This is a genomic window from Bradyrhizobium sp. B039, assembly GCF_038965675.1.
GTDB classification, from domain to species: domain Bacteria; phylum Pseudomonadota; class Alphaproteobacteria; order Rhizobiales; family Xanthobacteraceae; genus Bradyrhizobium; species Bradyrhizobium diazoefficiens.
The window spans coordinates 5,038,817-5,054,427 of sequence record NZ_CP152416.1 but is presented as its reverse complement, the minus strand read 5'-3'; the positions used below and the strand labels follow the sequence as shown (position 1 = coordinate 5,054,427).

At 65.6% G+C, this 15,611-nt stretch carries 12 protein-coding genes; 1 reads left to right on the top strand and 11 read right to left on the bottom strand.

Annotated elements, in window-relative coordinates; genetic code table 11:
- Nucleotide 1: 1 nt before the first annotated feature.
- The 10 genes from ihpC to AAFG50_RS23575 form a co-directional block, all read right to left on the bottom strand.
- Nucleotides 2-3,214 carry a divalent metal ion exporter subunit IhpC gene (gene ihpC / locus AAFG50_RS23620; RefSeq protein WP_028171691.1) on the bottom strand — a complete coding sequence of 1,071 codons (3,213 nt, stop codon included), beginning with the start codon at nt 3,212-3,214 and terminating at the stop codon, nt 2-4.
- Nucleotides 3,207-4,184, bottom strand: a complete 978-nt coding sequence (ihpB, locus tag AAFG50_RS23615) for a divalent metal ion exporter adaptor subunit IhpB (RefSeq protein ID WP_028171692.1) — start codon at nt 4,182-4,184, stop codon at nt 3,207-3,209. Before ihpB ends, ihpC begins: the two co-directional genes overlap by 8 nt.
- On the bottom strand, nt 4,181-5,455 hold the full coding sequence (gene ihpA, locus AAFG50_RS23610; RefSeq protein ID WP_028171693.1) for a divalent metal ion exporter subunit IhpA: 1,275 nt from the start codon (nt 5,453-5,455) through the stop codon (nt 4,181-4,183). The genes ihpB and ihpA overlap by 4 nt, the downstream gene beginning before the upstream one ends.
- 56 nt (nt 5,456-5,511) lie before the next feature.
- Entirely contained in the window at nt 5,512-5,877 is a 366-nt protein-coding gene (locus AAFG50_RS23605; protein ID WP_028171694.1) for a hypothetical protein, read from the bottom strand.
- Nucleotides 5,878-6,028: 151 nt separating this feature from the next.
- On the bottom strand, nt 6,029-9,187 hold the full coding sequence (locus AAFG50_RS23600; protein WP_028171695.1) for a CusA/CzcA family heavy metal efflux RND transporter: 3,159 nt from the start codon (nt 9,185-9,187) through the stop codon (nt 6,029-6,031).
- Nucleotides 9,184-10,620, bottom strand: coding sequence for an efflux RND transporter periplasmic adaptor subunit (locus AAFG50_RS23595; RefSeq protein WP_028171696.1), 1,437 nt, complete (start codon nt 10,618-10,620; stop codon nt 9,184-9,186). The genes AAFG50_RS23600 and AAFG50_RS23595 overlap by 4 nt, the downstream gene beginning before the upstream one ends.
- Nucleotides 10,617-11,015, bottom strand: a complete 399-nt coding sequence (locus AAFG50_RS23590; protein WP_028171697.1) for a FixH family protein — start codon at nt 11,013-11,015, stop codon at nt 10,617-10,619. The genes AAFG50_RS23595 and AAFG50_RS23590 overlap by 4 nt, the downstream gene beginning before the upstream one ends.
- Before the next feature lie 121 nt (nt 11,016-11,136).
- The gene (locus tag AAFG50_RS23585) at nt 11,137-11,496 is read right to left on the bottom strand and encodes a hypothetical protein (protein ID WP_028171698.1); all 360 of its coding nucleotides are present in this window, start codon (nt 11,494-11,496) and stop codon (nt 11,137-11,139) included.
- 485 nt (nt 11,497-11,981) lie between these two features.
- Nucleotides 11,982-12,623: a DUF1109 domain-containing protein gene (locus AAFG50_RS23580; RefSeq protein WP_011087694.1), complete on the bottom strand. Its 642-nt coding sequence runs from the start codon at nt 12,621-12,623 to the stop codon at nt 11,982-11,984.
- Complete coding sequence (locus AAFG50_RS23575) at nt 12,620-13,177, bottom strand: sigma-70 family RNA polymerase sigma factor (RefSeq protein WP_028171699.1); 558 nt, start codon at nt 13,175-13,177, stop codon at nt 12,620-12,622. Before AAFG50_RS23575 ends, AAFG50_RS23580 begins: the two co-directional genes overlap by 4 nt.
- A gap of 293 nt (nt 13,178-13,470) precedes the next feature.
- On the opposite strand from AAFG50_RS23575, the gene AAFG50_RS23570 reads away from it, so the two are divergent.
- Nucleotides 13,471-14,127, top strand: coding sequence for a cation transporter (locus tag AAFG50_RS23570; protein WP_231166734.1), 657 nt, complete (start codon nt 13,471-13,473; stop codon nt 14,125-14,127).
- 176 nt (nt 14,128-14,303) lie between these two features.
- On the opposite strand, the gene pepT is transcribed toward AAFG50_RS23570, so the two are convergent.
- Nucleotides 14,304-15,554, bottom strand: coding sequence for a peptidase T (gene pepT / locus AAFG50_RS23565; protein ID WP_028171701.1), 1,251 nt, complete (start codon nt 15,552-15,554; stop codon nt 14,304-14,306).
- Nucleotides 15,555-15,611 lie beyond the last annotated feature (57 nt).

Sequence of the window (15,611 nt, the reverse complement as noted above, 5' to 3'; positions counted from 1 at the left end):
CCTAGCGCTCCCCGGACGCTGCCAAATCAGCCGCCATTGTAGGCGTTTCGCTTGCCACGTCACGCCGGAACAGCATGTAGAGCGCCGGTAGCACAAGGAGCGTCAGCACGGTCGAGGAGATGATGCCGCCGATCACCACGGTTGCGAGCGGCCGCTGCACCTCGGCGCCGGCGCCGGTGGCGAGCGCCATCGGCACGAAGCCGAGCGAGGCGACCAGCGCGGTCATCAGCACCGGGCGCAGCCGGGTCAGCGCGCCCTCGCGCACCGCCTCCGCAACGGATCGTCCCTCGCTGCGCAGCCGCTCGATGAAGGCGATGATGACGAGGCCGTTGAGTACGGCGACGCCCGACAGCGCGATGAAGCCGACGCCGGCGCTGATGGACAGCGGGATGCCGCGCAGCAAGAGCGCCGCGACGCCGCCCGTCAAAGCCAGCGGCACGCCGGAGAACACCAGCGCCGCATCAGCCGCCGATCCCATGCCCATGAACAGCAGCAGGAACACCAGCAGCAGCGCCACCGGCACCACGATGGTCAGCCGCTTGGTGGCCGAGACCAGCTGCTCGAACTGGCCTCCCCAGCGGATCCAGTAGCCCGGCGGCAGCTTGACCTTCTCCGCGACGGCGGCTTGCGTCTCGGCGACGAAGGAGCGCAAATCGCGCCCGCGAACGTTGGCCATCACCACGACGCGGCGCTTGCCGTTCTCGCGGCTGATCTGGTTGGGACCCGGCGCGATCTCGATTGCCGCAACGGAAGAGAGGGGCACGTAGCGCGGCGTCGTTCCCGATGTCCCCGGCCAGGCGGTTTTCGTGACGGCCGCGACGTCTTCGCCCGGCGGCAGCGGGATCGGCAGCGACTTGATCGTGTCGGGGTCGGCACGCAGGCTTTCCGGCAGCCGGACCACGATGTCGAAGCGGCGATCGCCTTCGAACAGCTTGCCGACCGGCTTGCCGCCGATCGCGATCTCGAGGAGGTTCTGCACCTCGCTGAGGCTGAGGCCATAGCGCGACAGCGCCTGGCGATCGAGCTTGACGGTGAGGATCGGCAGGCCCGCGACCTGCTCGGTCTTGACGTCGGCGGCGCCCTCGATGCCGCGGACCACGCCGTTGACCTGCTGGGCGATGCCGGCGAGCACGTCGAGATCGTCGCCGAAGATCTTGACGCCGACGTCGCTGCGGATGCCGGCGATGAGCTCGTTGAAGCGCATCTGGATCGGCTGGGTCATGCCATAGGCGGTGCCGGGCAGGGTGTTGGCGGCGCGTTCGATCTCCTCGATCACCTCGTTCTTCGGCTTGGCGGGATCGGGCCATTCCTCGCGCGGCTTGAGCGTGACATAGGTGTCGGCGGCGTTCGGCGGCATCGGGTCGTTGGCGATCTCGGCGGTACCGACCTTGGAGAAGATGGTCGCGACCTCCGGCACTTGCTTGACCGCCTTCTCCAGCCGAATCTGCATGTCGACGCTCTGGGTCAGGCTGGTGCCGGGAATCCGGATGGTCTCGATGGTGATGTCGCCCTCGTCGAGGCTCGGGATGAATTCGCCGCCCATGCGTGTCGCGGCGAAGACGCTGCCGGCGACGATCAGGACGGCGCCAAACGCGACGCTGCCGCGGTAGCGGATGGCGCGGTCGAGCAGCGGCACATAGAACCGCTTGGCGGCCCGCATGAAGAGGTTTTCCGTCTCCGAGACCCTGCCGGTCACGAAGATCGCCACCGCGGCCGGGACGAAGGTGATCGACAACAGCGCCGCGCCCGCGAGCGCCATCAGCACCGTGAGGGCCATCGGCGTGAACATCTTGCCTTCGGTCCCCGTCAGGGTCAGGACCGGCAGATAGACCACGGCGATGATGAGCGTGCCGAACAGGCTCGGCTTGATGACCTCGCTGCTGCCGGCGCGGATCGTCTCCATCCGTTCCTCGAGCGACAGCAGCCGGCCGCGCCGGTGCTGCTCGGCAGCGAGCAGCCGCAGGCAGTTTTCGACGATGATGACCGCGCCGTCGACGATGATGCCGAAGTCGATTGCGCCGAGGCTCATCAGATTGGCGCTGACCTTGCTCTCGACCATGCCTGATATCGTGAACAGCATCGACAGCGGGATGACGCAGGCCGTGATCAGTGCGGCGCGGATGTTGCCGAGGATCAGGAACAGCACCGCGATCACTAGCGCCGCGCCTTCGACGAGGTTCTTCTCGACGGTCTGGATGGTCGCTTCCACCAGATGCGTGCGGTCGTAGACGGCGCGCGCGATCACGCCGTCGGGAAGCGATTTCGCGATCTCCGTGAGCCTCGCCTTGACGCGCTGGGCTACGGTGCGGCTGTTCTCGCCGATCAGCAGCATGGCGGTGCCGAGGACGGTTTCGCTGCCGTTGGTGGTCGCGGCGCCCGAGCGCAGGTCCTGGCCTTCCTGGACGTCGGCGACGTCGCGGATGCGCACCGGCACGCCGCCGCGCGAGCCGATCACGATGTCCCTGATGTCCTCGATATTGGCGACTTGGCCGGGTGCGCGGACGAGATATTGCTCGCCGTTGCGCTCGATATAGCCGGCGCCGACATTGGCGTTGTTGGCGGCCAGCGCCGTCATGATGTCGCGGAAGCCGAGCTTGTAGGCCATCAGCCGGCCGGGGATCGGCAGCACGTGGAATTGCCGCTCATAGCCGCCGATCGAGTTGACCTCGATCACGCCGGGGATGGTGCGCAGTTGCGGCTTGATGATCCAGTCCTGGATGGTGCGCAGTTCCGTCGGCGTGAACTCGGCGCCGGTCGGTGACTTCGCGCCGGCCTTGGCCTCGACCGAGTAGACATAGATCTCGCCGAGCCCGGTCGAGATCGGCCCCATCGCGACCTCGGTGCCTGCAGGCAGCAGGTCCTTTGCCTGCTGGATGCGCTCGTTGACGAGCTGGCGCGCGAAGTAGATGTCGGTGCCGTCCTGGAACACGACGGTGACCTGGCTCAGGCCGTAGCGCGAGATCGAGCGGGTGTAGTCGAGCCTGGGCAGGCCGCCCATCGCGGTCTCGATCGGGAAGGTGATGCGCTGCTCCGCTTCGAGCGGCGACAGGCCCGGCGCGCGCGTGTTGATCTGGACCTGGACGTTGGTGACGTCGGGCACCGCGTCGATCGGCAGGCGGGTGAAATTCCAGGCGCCGAAGCCGCCGGCGACGAGCGCGAACAGAACGACGAGCCATCGTTGACGAATGGAGAAGGCGAGGAGGGCGTCAATCATGGTCGGCGTCTCCCTTGCCCATCTCCGCCTTGACCACAAAACTGTTCTCGGCGACGTAGCGCTCGCCGGCCAAAAGGCCTGCGCGGATCTCCACGAATTTCGGATCGGAATCGCCGAGCTCGACCGGACGTGCCTCGATCTTGTCGCCGTCCTCGCGGACGAACACGATGGTTTTGTTCTCCAGCGTCTGGATCGCACTTCGCCGCACGGCAACTGCGACATTGCGTGCGGCGAGGATCAGCCGCGCCGTGACGAACAGGCCGGGGCGGAGCCGGCCGTCGGGATTTGGCAGCACCACGCGCGCCAGCGCGGTCTGGGTCTCGCTCGAGCCGATCGGCGCTATGTAGGAGATCGCGCCCTTGATCTCGCCGCGGCCATCGTCGGGGTCGATCAGCACCTCGTCGTTGAGGCGGACGCGCCGGAGGTCCTGCCGGTAGATCGACAGGTCGACCCAGATGCTGGAGAGGTCGGCGACGACGAAGGCCGGTTTCTGCTCGGAGGCGTATTCGCCGAGCGAGATCTGCCGCTCGATGATGGTGCCGGCGATCGGCGCCTTCAGCTCATAGACCGTGAGGCTCTGATTGCTCTCGATCGCGGCGAGCAGGTCGTCCCTGGCGACCTTGTCGCCGATGCGCTTCTGGATCGACTTGGCGACGCCCGGAAAGCGCGGTGTCACCTGCACCACGGCTTCCTGATTGGCGCGCAGGATACCGTTGAAGGCCAGCGTGTCGGTCAGCGTGGCGCCCGCGGCTTCCGCCAGCGTCACGCCGGCGGCCGCGAGCTTGACGTCGGAGATGCGGATGCGGTCGGCGCCATGCTCGTCCTGCTCGACGTGGTCGTTTGGTTTCTCCGGCTTCTTGTCCGCGGCATGTTCGGTCGGTGCGACCTTGGGCGCTGCAAGCATGGCGTAGCCATAGGCACCGAGCGCTGCGGTCACGATCGCGACGAGGATTGTGGAGGATGTCTTCATCGAGCGCCCTCCCGGGCCAGCGCAAAGGGATTGCCGACGAGGCCTTCGATGGTCGCCACACCGGCATGGAAATTCTGCAGCGCTTCCTGCTCGCGCAGCCGCGCCTGGGTCACGCTCGCTTGCGCGTCGAGCACTTCGAGCAGGGAGAAGCGGCCCTGGCCGTAGCCTTGCGAGATCGCTTCCGCAGCCTCAGTGGCCTTGGGGATGGCGATCTCGCGCAGCACCGCGAGCTCGCGCAGCGAGCCCTGGAGCGAGTCATAGGCACGGCCGGCAATCACGATCAGCGTGTTGCGGTTGGCCTCGCGCTCGGCCCCGGTCTTGGCGAGGCTTTCCTGCGCCGAGAGGATGTTGCCCTGGTTCTGGTCGAACACGGGTATCGGCACCGAGACGGTGAGGCGCGCCGCATCGTCATTGGTTTCGTTGAAATGGCGCCAGCCGGCCGCGATCCGCACGTCCGGATAGGGCTTGAGCCGCGCCATCAATAGTTCGGCATTGCGCTGGGCAAAGACCGCCGTCCAGCGCACCAATTGCGGATTGGCATCGATGGCGGCGACCACCGACTGGAACGTCGGCGGGCGCCCCGTGGTGTCGAGCCGGCCGGAGACCTCGCCGAATTTCGCAGAGGGATCGCCCATCAGCACCGCGAGCTCGCGCCGGGCGCTTGCCAGCGTCGCCTTGAATCGCTCGCGGTCGGCCTTCACCAGGGCGGAGGCGACCTCGGCGCGGCCGGTCTCGGCCGGAGAGGAGGCGCCGGCTTCCACGCGGCGGCGGAGCAGCGGCGTCAGCCGGTCGATCGCGGCGATCTGCTCGTCCAGGATCTGGATCCGCCGCTGCGCGCCGAGCACGCTGAGGAAGGCGATCGCCGTCTCCGACAGCACTTCCAGCCTGACGGCCTTGCGCTGGATCGCGGCGACCTCGATGCCGGCCTGTCCGGCCGCGATCCTGGCGTCCCGCTTGCCGAACAGCTCGAAGGCCTGGCTGATCTGGAGCGTGGTCTCGGCCGATTTCGTGCCGCGATAGATGCCCGACCCGAATGAATTGTCCTGTTCATAGGACAGTTCCGGATTGAGGAGCGCGCCGGCCTGGATGCGCTGACCGGTGGCGATGCCGACGTCGCGCTCCGCCGCCGTCAGGCGCGGGCTCGCGGCCAGCGCGCGCGAGAGCGCCGCGCGCATGGTCAGCGTCTGGGCGTGTGACGTCAGCACCAGGGGTGGGCTGATGAGAATAGCCAGCGCGCACGCGATGCGCGCAGCCAGTCGCCTGCAAAACATGAACAGAACCTGTGAAGGAGAACCGATGGGCGCGATGGGGCGCCCGGCTGATCCGTTCAGGTCAGGTGCTTGGGGGGCGGGGATGCCGTATCGGGCGCGATGCCGGCGAGCGCCGGCTGCCGCTGCGGGACCGGCGCGGCCATCACATCGGCCGCGGCTTCCGGCTGCACCGGTTGCACGACAGCGATGGAGAAGCAGCCGTGGCAGTGATGGCCGGCAAGCGCCTTATGATCGCCATGGCCGGCCGCGCCGTGGTCGAGCATCGCCGCGATCTCGGAGCCGCCGGACGGGCTGGTCACATCGATGTCGTGGGCGCCGTGGAGCGCGCCCGAGAGCAGATACATGACCGCGACGAACACAGCCACGAGCCTGCGCCAATGGCGCGTGGTGCTCCGTCTGAAGGGTCGGCGATTCAGGACCACGAATTCACTCTCGCTGTCGGTTCGGCTGGCCTAGCATGGCAGCGGGAACAGTGTCGACCCGCAATAGTGTTACGTGTGGGGAACTCAACGTCGCAGCCGCACCTCTTGATGCGAGCGCGACCGGGGCGCAACATTCCGGGGGATTACGAGCTCATTCGGCGGCCTCCGGAATTTGCTCCGACGCGACAGCCCCATCGCCCGTACGCAGCCCGAAGCCCTTCACCAGGCCGAAGATTGCGGGGATCACGATCAGCGTCAGCAGCGTCGACGAGATCATGCCGCCGATCATGGGCACGGCGATCCGCTGCATGATCTCCGAGCCCGTCCCGCTGCTCCACATGATCGGCAGCAGGCCGGCCATGATCGCAACCACCGTCATCATCTTCGGGCGGACGCGCTCGACCGCGCCCTCCATGATCGCCTTGTCGAGATCGTCGCGGGTCAGGACGCGTCCGGCGCGCGCGCAGCGCGCTTCGGCTTCGGCAAGGGCGTGGTTGAGATAGATCAGCATCACCACGCCGGTCTCGGCCGCCACGCCCGCGAGCGCGATGAAGCCGACCGCGACCGCGACCGAGAGGTTGAAGCCGAGCCACCACATCAGCCACAGGCCGCCGACGAGGGCGAAGGGCAGGGAGAGCATCACGATCATGGTCTCGGTGATCGAGCGGAAGTTGAGGTAGAGCAGCAGGAAGATGATCAGCAGCGTCACCGGCACCACGATCTTCAGCCGCGCGGTGGCGCGTTCCAGATATTCGTATTGCCCGCTCCAGACCACGTAATAGCCTGATGGGAACTGGACGCTCGCCTGCACCGCGGCCCTCGCATCGGCGACATAGCCGCCGAGGTCACGGTCGCGGATGTCGACATAGATGTAGGTGGCGAGCTGGCCGTTCTCGGTCCGGATCGAGGTCGGCCCGCGCGCCGGCGTGACGCTTGCGACCTCGCCGAGCGGGACGGCGCCGCCGCCCGGCATCGGCACCAGGATGTCGCTGGCGATCGCCTTCGGATTGTCGCGCAGGTCGCGCGGATAGCGCATGTTGACGGTGAAGCGCTGCCGGCCCTCGACGGTCGTCGTCACCGTTTGGCCGCCGAGCGCGGTCGCAATCGTGTCCTGCACGTCCTGCACCATGATGCCGTAACGCGACAGCGCCTCGCGGTCCGGCGTGATCTCGAGATAGTAGCCGCCGAGGCTCCGCTCGGCATAGGCCGAGGAGGTGCCGGGCACCGCCTTGAGCACCTGCTCGATCTGCCGGGCCAGCTTGTCGATTCCGGCGAGATCGCTGCCCATGACCTTGATGCCAACGGGGGTACGGATGCCGGTCGAGAGCATGTCGATGCGCGCCTTGATCGGCATGGTCCAGGCGTTGGAGACGCCCGGAAACTGCAGCGCCTTGTCCATCTCGGCGATCAGGCTGTCGATCGTCACGCCGGCGCGCCACTGCTCCTTCGGCTTGAGGTCGACGATGGTCTCGAACATCTCCGATGGCGCCGGATCTGTCGCGGTTGCCGCACGACCGGCCTTGCCGTAGACCGAGGCCACTTCCGGAAACGAGCGGATGATGCGGTCCTGGGTCTGCATCAGCTCGGCCGCCTTGGTCACGGAAATGCCGGGAAGCGTCGTCGGCATGTAGAGCAGGGCGCCTTCGTTGAGATTCGGCATGAACTCGGAGCCGAGCCGGCCTGCCGGCCAGATCGACGCGGCGAGCACGCCAAGCGCGAGCAGGATCACTGGGATCCGCGCCCGCAGCACGCCCGAAATCACCGGCCGGTAGATCCAGATCAGGAAGCGGTTGATCGGGTTCTTGTGCTCCGGGATGATCCTGCCGCGGACGAAGATCACCATCAGCGCCGGCACCAGCGTGACCGACAGCAGCGCCGCCGCCGCCATCGCGAAGGTCTTGGTGAAGGCGAGCGGGCTGAACAGCCGGCCCTCCTGCGATTCCAGGGTGAAGATCGGCATGAACGAGACGGTGATGATCAGCAGGCTGAAGAACAGCGCCGGGCCGACCTCGGCGGCGGCCTCGATCAGGATCGCCACCCGCGAATGGCCGGGCGCGGCGCGCTCGAGATGCTTGTGCGCGTTCTCGATCATGACGATCGCCGCGTCGATCATGGCGCCGATCGCGATCGCGATGCCGCCGAGGCTCATGATGTTGGAGCCGATCCCGAGCAGCTTCATCGCCCCGAACGCCATCAGCACCCCGACGGGGAGCATCAGGATGGCAACCAGCGCGCTGCGGACATGCAGCAGGAACACGATGCAGACCAGCGCCACCACGATGCTCTCCTCGAGCAGCGTATGCCGGAGCGTCTCGATCGCGGCCTTGATCAGGTTGGAGCGGTCGTAGACCGGAACGATCTCGACCGATTTCGGCAGGCTGGTTGCGATCTCCCTGAATCGCTTCTTGACGCCCTCGATTACGTCGAGTGCGTTCATGCCGAAGCGCTGCAGCACGATGCCGCTCGCCACCTCGCCCTCGCCGTTGAGCTCGGCGATGCCGCGCCGCTCGTCCGGTCCGAGCTCGACGCGGGCGACGTCGCGCAGCTTGACCGGCGTTCCGTTGTCGGTCTTCAGCACGATGTTGCCGATGTCGTCGACGCTTTTCAGATAGCCCTTGCCGCGAATGACATATTCGAACTCGGAAAGCTCGACGGTGCGGCCGCCGACGTCGGCATTGCTGGCGCGGATGGCATCGCGCATCTTCTGCATGGTGATGCCGAGGTCGCGCATGCGCTGCGGATCGAGGATGACGTTGTATTGCCGCACGAAGCCGCCGATGCTCGCGATCTCCGCCACGCCTTCCGCCTTGGCGAGCGCAAACTTCAGATTCCAGTCCTGGATCGTCCGCGTCTCGGCGAGATTCAATTCCTTGGACATCACCGCATATTGGTAGACCCAGCCGACGCCGGTGGCGTCGGGCCCGATCGTGGGCGTGACGCCGGCGGGCAGCCGCGACGCGGCGCCGTTGAGGAATTCGAGCACGCGCGAACGGGCCCAGTAGATGTCGGTACCGTCCTCGAAGATGACGTAGACGAAGGAGACGCCGAAGAAGGAGAAGCCGCGCACCACCTTCGACCTTGGCACCGTCAGCATCGCAGTGGTGAGGGGATAGGTGACCTGATCCTCGATCACCTGGGGCGCCTGGCCCTGATATTCGGTGTAGACGATGACCTGGGTGTCGGAGAGGTCTGGAATGGCGTCCAGCGGCAGATGGAGCAAGGCATAGAGGCCGGCCGCGGCGGCAAAGCCGGTGCCGAACAGGACCAGCAGCAGGTTGCGTGCCGACCAGGCGATGATGCGCGCGATCATGGCTTGCCTCCCATCGCGTGGCCGCCGTGCGCATCAGTGCCTTGCGCGTTAGTGCCTTGGACGTTGCCGCCTTCGGCGAGTCCTTTGAGGGCCGCCTTGAGGTTGCTCTCGGCATCGATCAGGAAGTTGGCGGAGGTGACGATGACGTCGCCCTCGGCAAGCCCGTCGCGGATCTCGACATACCCATCGCCCCGCCGCCCGAGCTTGACCTCGCGCGGCTCGAAGCGGCCCTGTCCCTTGTCGACCAGGACGGCCTGCCGGCTGCCGGTGTCGAGCACCGCGCTTTCGGCCACGCTGAGCACCGGCGCCGGATTGCCGGTATCTATCGCGGCATCGACATACATGTCGGGAAGCAGCGCGAGATCGTCGTTGGCGAGTTCGATCCGTATCCGCGCCGTGCGCGTTTCCTTGTTCAGCTGCGGATAGATGACGCTGATCCGGCCGTCAAAATCCCGACCGGGATAGCTGCGCGCCCGCACCGTCACGGGCTGGCCGACGGCAATGCCGCCGAGGTCGCGCTCGGCGACGTCGACATTGGCCCACACCAGCGAGATATCGGCGATGCGAAACAGGATGTCGCCGGGCTGGGCGCGCATGCCGTCGATGGCGTTGCGCTGGAGCACGATGCCGTCACGCGGCGACGACCATTGGATGGTGATCGGCACCGCATGGCTCTTCTCCATCTCGGCGATGACGGGTTCGGGGACATCGAGATTGACCAGCCGCTGCCGCGAGCCCCGGCCGTAGGGTTCGATGCCCGCGGTCGTCTTCGAGGTGATGGTCGCGAGATATTCGGCCGCTGCGGACGATACGGCCGGACTGTAGATCTCCATCAGCGACTGCCCCTTGGTCACGCGGCTTCCGGTGGTGACGTCGGCAACCTTCTGCACAAAACTCTCGGCGCGCATGGCGATGACCGAGATCCGGCGTTCGTCGAGCTGGATAGTGCCGGGCGCGCGCACCAGCGTCCGCAGCCGCCGTAGTTCGGCAGGCTCCGATTTGACGCCGCTGCGCTGGATTTTGCCGGGCGACAGCTTGACCGAACCGTCGTCGCTGTCGTCGCCGTCATAGACGGCGATGTAATCCATCCCCATCGAATCCTTCTTCGGCACTGGTGAGGTGTCGGGCAGGCCCATCGGGTTGCGGTAATATTTGATCTTGCGATCGGCCTTGTGCTCGCCTTTAGGCTCGTCGGCATCGGACGGCGCCGGTACGGCGACGTAGTCGCGGCCGTCCTCGGTCTTCTTCGGCGTCGGCGAATAGAGCGGCTTGCCGTCCGGATCCTGATAATAGAGCGGGGCGACCGTATCCGCCGCATTCGCTGCGAACAAAATCGGATCGCCATTCGCCGGCAAAAAGCTGCCGGCAAACAGCGCGGCGCCTACCGCTGCGACAAGCGCAGCGGCAGTGCCGATGAGGCGGCTCTTGCTCATTGCTCGGCCGTGACGACGAGCTTGTTTTCGACCGTGCCGCTTTCGCCCTGCACCTTGGCGCCAAGCGAGAGCTGCCAGCGCCCGGCCATGCCGAAGGTGGCCTTGAAACGGTAGGTGCCGGGCTCGGTGCCCGGCATCGGCGTGACCTTGGTGGCCATCTCCTGCATGCCGTCGGGCGCCATGTCGAGCCGGCTGGCGAAGACCACGGCATCCGGCACGGTCTTGCCGGAGGTCTTGTTGACCAGCCGTACCGTCACGATGCGATCGGCGCCGGCCTTGACGGTCGGCTGCATGAGCTGGAATTCATAGTTCTTGATTTCGGCGCGTGCGGAGGTCGCAAACGCGGTTGCGATCAGCGCGGCCATGGCGGCGCGCGCGACGTGGGACGTTGTCATGATTTCAATTTCCTCGATGGGTCTGATGGAGTCGCACGCAACGACGTGACGCGTCGCAAGACGGTATGCAGCCATGCGCGCCGATTGCGGCACGCATGTTCACCAGGCGGCGGAGCGCCTGTCAGACGATCGATCGAGGGGGATGATCCGGAGGTGGGCGGGTGAGGCCGTCGCCGATGGCATCATCGAGCGGCCGAAGCAGCGCGAGAGGACGCGCATAGCGGATGGCGGTCGCGACGACAGGTCCTGCCTGCAACGCCTTCAGCATGCAGATCGCGAGGAGCGGGCAGTCCTGGCATTGCTTGCTGTTCTGCTCGTCGGGGCAGCACGGCATGTCCGCCGACATGTCCTGTGCGCCGGTCATCTGCATGTCGCTAGCCATCAGGGGCTCCGCCGCTGCTGGTGTCACCAGCGGCGCAACCATCAGCCCCGCGGTCACGAGGACCGCGAGCACTAGCCTGAGGATGCGACAAGCCATCATTGCGCGACACTCTCACACGGTGGCAACACTGGAAAGTCCCCCGGTTCACAAGTGTGAGAGCAGGGAGCGCTGGTGGTTAACCGTTTCGAGCGATCGCGGAGTACCATGTTATTGCGCAATCCTAGTGGGATTTGGGGCCTCCCTGATAACGCCATCCGGATGCGCCGCCCGCCGGTGCGGTGGCGGGCAGCTCAGGAGCTTGTCGATCATAGGCCAACGCGGAATACGGGCCTTGAGGTAGGACAAACGTTCTGGATTGCGAGGTTTGCCTGGCCTCATTCGGCCAATAGCTCCTGTCGGAAATGGTCGAGCCCGCATGGGCGCTGACCGAGACGGCCAAGAGAAGCGTGAGTGCGAGAAGGCTCTTCGTCAACATAGTTCCGGCTCCATGATTTTCGCGGAAGCGCCTCTGTTGCGCTTCTTCTGAGGAGTTCGGAGCCATCCGCGACACGGTTACAGGCTCACGCCGACGTGAGTGCAGCCTCTCACCAGCGCAGCAGTCGGGGTCCCAACAATGCGCCTGCGAGGGTGCACAGCACGATCGTACCGCCATACCAGAGCGCGACGAAGGGCAGCGAGTCGTCGGTGCAGTGAAGCGCATAGGCCATCGCGCTCATGCCACCTGCGACGAGCCCGCTGAAGGCGCCGGTACGGACCAGATTGGTCGGAGCTGCCTGTCGCACAGCCCAGATGACGACGGCAAACGGTACAATCGCGATGATCGGAATCGAGATGAGGCATTCGAGCCATTGATCGCCCATCACCATCCTGTCCCAGTGTGAACTCGGCGCCTGCCCAAGGCTGATGCCGGCAAGCAGGAGGATCGCCACAAAGGGCAGTGCGGCGAGGCCCGGGGATACCCTTCGTTCCCCGCCAGGCCGCGCCAGCCGTGCCAGATAGACCGCCGCCGCGCCTGTGGTGCCGAACGCGAATGCGATCTTCAGGAACAGAAAAATCAGGGTGCGTGGCGTGGTCAGGTCGGTGCGGACACCGAGTGCCAAGAACGTGACTCCGATTGCAACGGCCATTCCAACCACAAGCGCAGTGCCGACGCTGCGGTTGACCTGTCGCCGGTTGACCGGTTCGACACCCGCGCTGAGCGCGCTGATCAGCTCGTCCGTCTTCATGTTTGCGTCCTCTGTGCGATCAACGCCGCCAGGGTCTTTAGCCCGCGGTGAATATTGACCTTCACGCCCGATTCCGAGATGTGGCAGCGCTGTGCCGCTTCAGCGACGCTCAGCCCGTCGAGTTTCACGGCCTCGATCGCGCATTGCATCTTTTCCGGCAGGTGTTTGAGCAACCGCCTGAGATCGAAGCTGCTCTCGGCACTGAGGTTATCGTCATTGGCAATGACGTCGCCCGCCTCGTCGATCGGCACGTCGGTAACCGAGGCCCGGTTTCGGCGGAGAAAATCGATCAGCTTGTAGCGCGCGATCGCGTGCACCCAGGGCGTTAACAGCTCCTGCGGATCGTAGGTGTGTCGCTGGAGGTGAATCGCCAGCACGGCCTCCTGAACCAGATCCTCGGCCTCCGCCACGCCTCGGCCTATTTTCGCGAACTTGCCCTTGTAATAGGCGCGCAAATGGCGGCTCAGCCGCTCAAGCAGCATGCGATGCGCCGCAGCATCGCCATCCTGGCTGGCAAGCATGAGTGCCTTGAGCTCGGTTTCCGTGGTCGTCATACCCACATGGCTATAGTTCGCTCGTATTGCCGACTTGGTTACAGTCAGTTCGCAAGATTCTCATTTTCCTCCTCCAAGGCAAACGGTGCGAGGGGTCGATCGAGTGGTCCGCAACGCGGATTGACATGACTTCGTTCGTAGGGACTAGAGGCCGAGGCAATTGTGGAACCGCGCCTGGAAGATCGCCATCGTTACAGGCGCATGGTAAAATGGGACGCCGGAGGGAGCCTGGAATGCCTGAAGAGTCCTGCTGCTCACACGACGCGTGCTGCGAGAAGGCCGCCAAACCCCGGATGGAGGAGGTCGCCACGTCGGGCTGCGCCGACTGCTGCTCGGCAGGCGTTCCGGTCTTCGACGGGCTTGATCCACGATACAAGCGCATATTGTGGACCGTCATCGCCATCAACGCGGCGATGTTCGTGAGCGAAATGGTGGCGGGCCACTTGGCCGGCTCGCAGGCTCTCAAGGCCGATGCTCTCGACTTCCTGGCCGATACAGTCACCTACGGCTTGAGCCTTTCGGTCATCGGCGCGAGCCTCAAGACACGGGCCACCGCCGCACTGTTCAAGGGGTTGTCGCTCAGTGCGATGGCAGCCTGGGTGTTCGGATCAACGGTCTATCAGACCCTGATCCTGGGGCTTCCTCGCGCGGAGCTGATGGGAGCGATGAGCCTGGCCGCGCTGGCGGCGAATCTGACCTCGGTTCTCTTGCTCGCGCGCTACAAGGACGGCGACGCCAACGTGCGGTCGGTATGGCTCTGCTCGCGCAATGACGCGGTCGGCAACGTCATCGTGATGATTGCTGCCGTTGGCGTATTCGGTACCGGAACGGCATGGCCTGATCTCGCTGTTGCCGCCGTGATGGCGGGAATCTTCCTCACCTCATCTTTGCAAATCCTGCGGCAAGCGTGGGCGGAGTATCGCGGCGGCCAAGCTGCTGCGACCGCCTGAGGGGCAGGCTGGTCCCGGGCGCAATCGAGACGCGAAAAGGCCCCAGCCCGGGGCTGACCGGCTGAGGCCTTTGTGCTCACAATCTTCGTCCTTGGGACTTGGATCGCCAACGCGCCCCGCGCCGGCTCGTTCCCTAGGGCTTGGAATTATTTCGCGCGCCGAGATTAGCCGCGCGCCTACGCTTTCTCCTCCCAGATCATGGCGAGGTGCACGATCGTCTGCACCGCCTTTTCCATGTCCTGCCGGCTGACCCATTCCAGGCGCGAATGGAACGCGTGCTCGCCCGCGAAGATGTTGGGGCAGGGCAGGCCCATGAAGGACAGGCGCGAGCCGTCGGTGCCGCCGCGGATCGCGGTGCGCATCGGGCGCAGGCCGGCGCGGCGGATCGCCTCGATGGCGTATTCGAGAATGTGCGGGTGACGGTCGATCACCTGCTTCATGTTGCGGTACTGCTCCTTGACCTCGAACTTGTAGGTCGAGCGCGGATAGTCCTTCATCACATCCTTGACGATGTTCTCGAGCAGGACCTCCTTCTCCTTCAGCCCTTCCTCGGTGAAGTCGCGCACGATGAAGGAGAGCGTCGCCTGCTCCAGCGCACCGTCGATGCCGATCGGATGCAGGAAGCCCTGCTTGCCTGACGTCGTCTCGGGCGAACAGCCTTCCTTCGGGAGTCGCTCGACGATGGCGGCTGCGATCTTGATCGCGTGCTCCATCTTGCCCTTGGCATAGCCCGGATGGGCGCTGACGCCGTTGATGGTGATGGTGGCGCCGTCGGCCGAGAAGGTCTCGTCCTCGACGGAGCCCGCGGTCTCGCCATCCATGGTGTAGCCGAAATCGGCGCCGAGCTTCTTGATGTCGACATTGTCGACGCCGCGGCCGATTTCCTCGTCCGGCGTGAACAGGATCTTGAGGGTGCCGTGCTTCGCATCGGGGTTGTTGATGAAGAAATGCGCGGCATCCATGATCTCGGCGACGCCGGCCTTGTTGTCGGCGCCCAGCAGCGTGGTGCCGTCGGTGGTGATGATGTCGTTGCCGATCTGGTTCTTCAGCGCGGGATGCTCGGCGAAGCGGATCACCTGGCTGGTATCGCCCGGCAGGGTGATGTCGCCGCCGCGATAGTTCTTCACGAGCTGCGGCTTCACGTCCTTGCCGGTGACGTCGGGCGAGGTGTCCATGTGCGAGCAGAAGCAGATCACCGGCACCTTCTTGTCGGTGTTGGCCGGGATCGTTGCGTAAACGTAGCCGTAGTCGTCGAGATGGGCGTCGGCGACGCCCATGGCCTTCAGCTCGGTGACGAGGACGCGGCCGAGGTCTTTCTGCTTCTCGGTCGAGGGCGAGCTGGGGGATTCCGGATCGGACTGGGTGTCGATGGTGACGTAGCGCAGGAAGCGCTCGGTCACGGTATGCGTGAAGATGAGTGAGGACATTTCTGGTCAAACCGCCGGGGGTCAGGGGGAGCAGGCGGTATATCAGAAAAGCGGGCC

Excerpts from the sequence above, each read along its gene's own strand:
- ihpC (WP_028171691.1), bottom strand. The coding sequence starts at position 3,214 with ATGATTGACGCCCTCCTCGCCTTCTCCATTCGTCAACGATGGCTCGTC.
- ihpB (WP_028171692.1), bottom strand. The coding sequence starts at position 4,184 with ATGAAGACATCCTCCACAATCCTCGTCGCGATCGTGACCGCAGCGCTC.
- ihpA (WP_028171693.1), bottom strand. The coding sequence starts at position 5,455 with ATGTTTTGCAGGCGACTGGCTGCGCGCATCGCGTGCGCGCTGGCTATT.
- AAFG50_RS23600 (WP_028171695.1), bottom strand. The coding sequence starts at position 9,187 with ATGATCGCGCGCATCATCGCCTGGTCGGCACGCAACCTGCTGCTGGTC.
- AAFG50_RS23595 (WP_028171696.1), bottom strand. The coding sequence starts at position 10,620 with ATGAGCAAGAGCCGCCTCATCGGCACTGCCGCTGCGCTTGTCGCAGCG.
- AAFG50_RS23590 (WP_028171697.1), bottom strand. The coding sequence starts at position 11,015 with ATGACAACGTCCCACGTCGCGCGCGCCGCCATGGCCGCGCTGATCGCA.
- AAFG50_RS23585 (WP_028171698.1), bottom strand. The coding sequence starts at position 11,496 with ATGATGGCTTGTCGCATCCTCAGGCTAGTGCTCGCGGTCCTCGTGACC.
- AAFG50_RS23580 (WP_011087694.1), bottom strand. The coding sequence starts at position 12,623 with ATGAAGACGGACGAGCTGATCAGCGCGCTCAGCGCGGGTGTCGAACCG.
- AAFG50_RS23575 (WP_028171699.1), bottom strand. The coding sequence starts at position 13,177 with ATGACGACCACGGAAACCGAGCTCAAGGCACTCATGCTTGCCAGCCAG.
- AAFG50_RS23570 (WP_231166734.1), top strand. The coding sequence starts at position 13,471 with ATGGAGGAGGTCGCCACGTCGGGCTGCGCCGACTGCTGCTCGGCAGGC.
- pepT (WP_028171701.1), bottom strand. The coding sequence starts at position 15,554 with ATGTCCTCACTCATCTTCACGCATACCGTGACCGAGCGCTTCCTGCGC.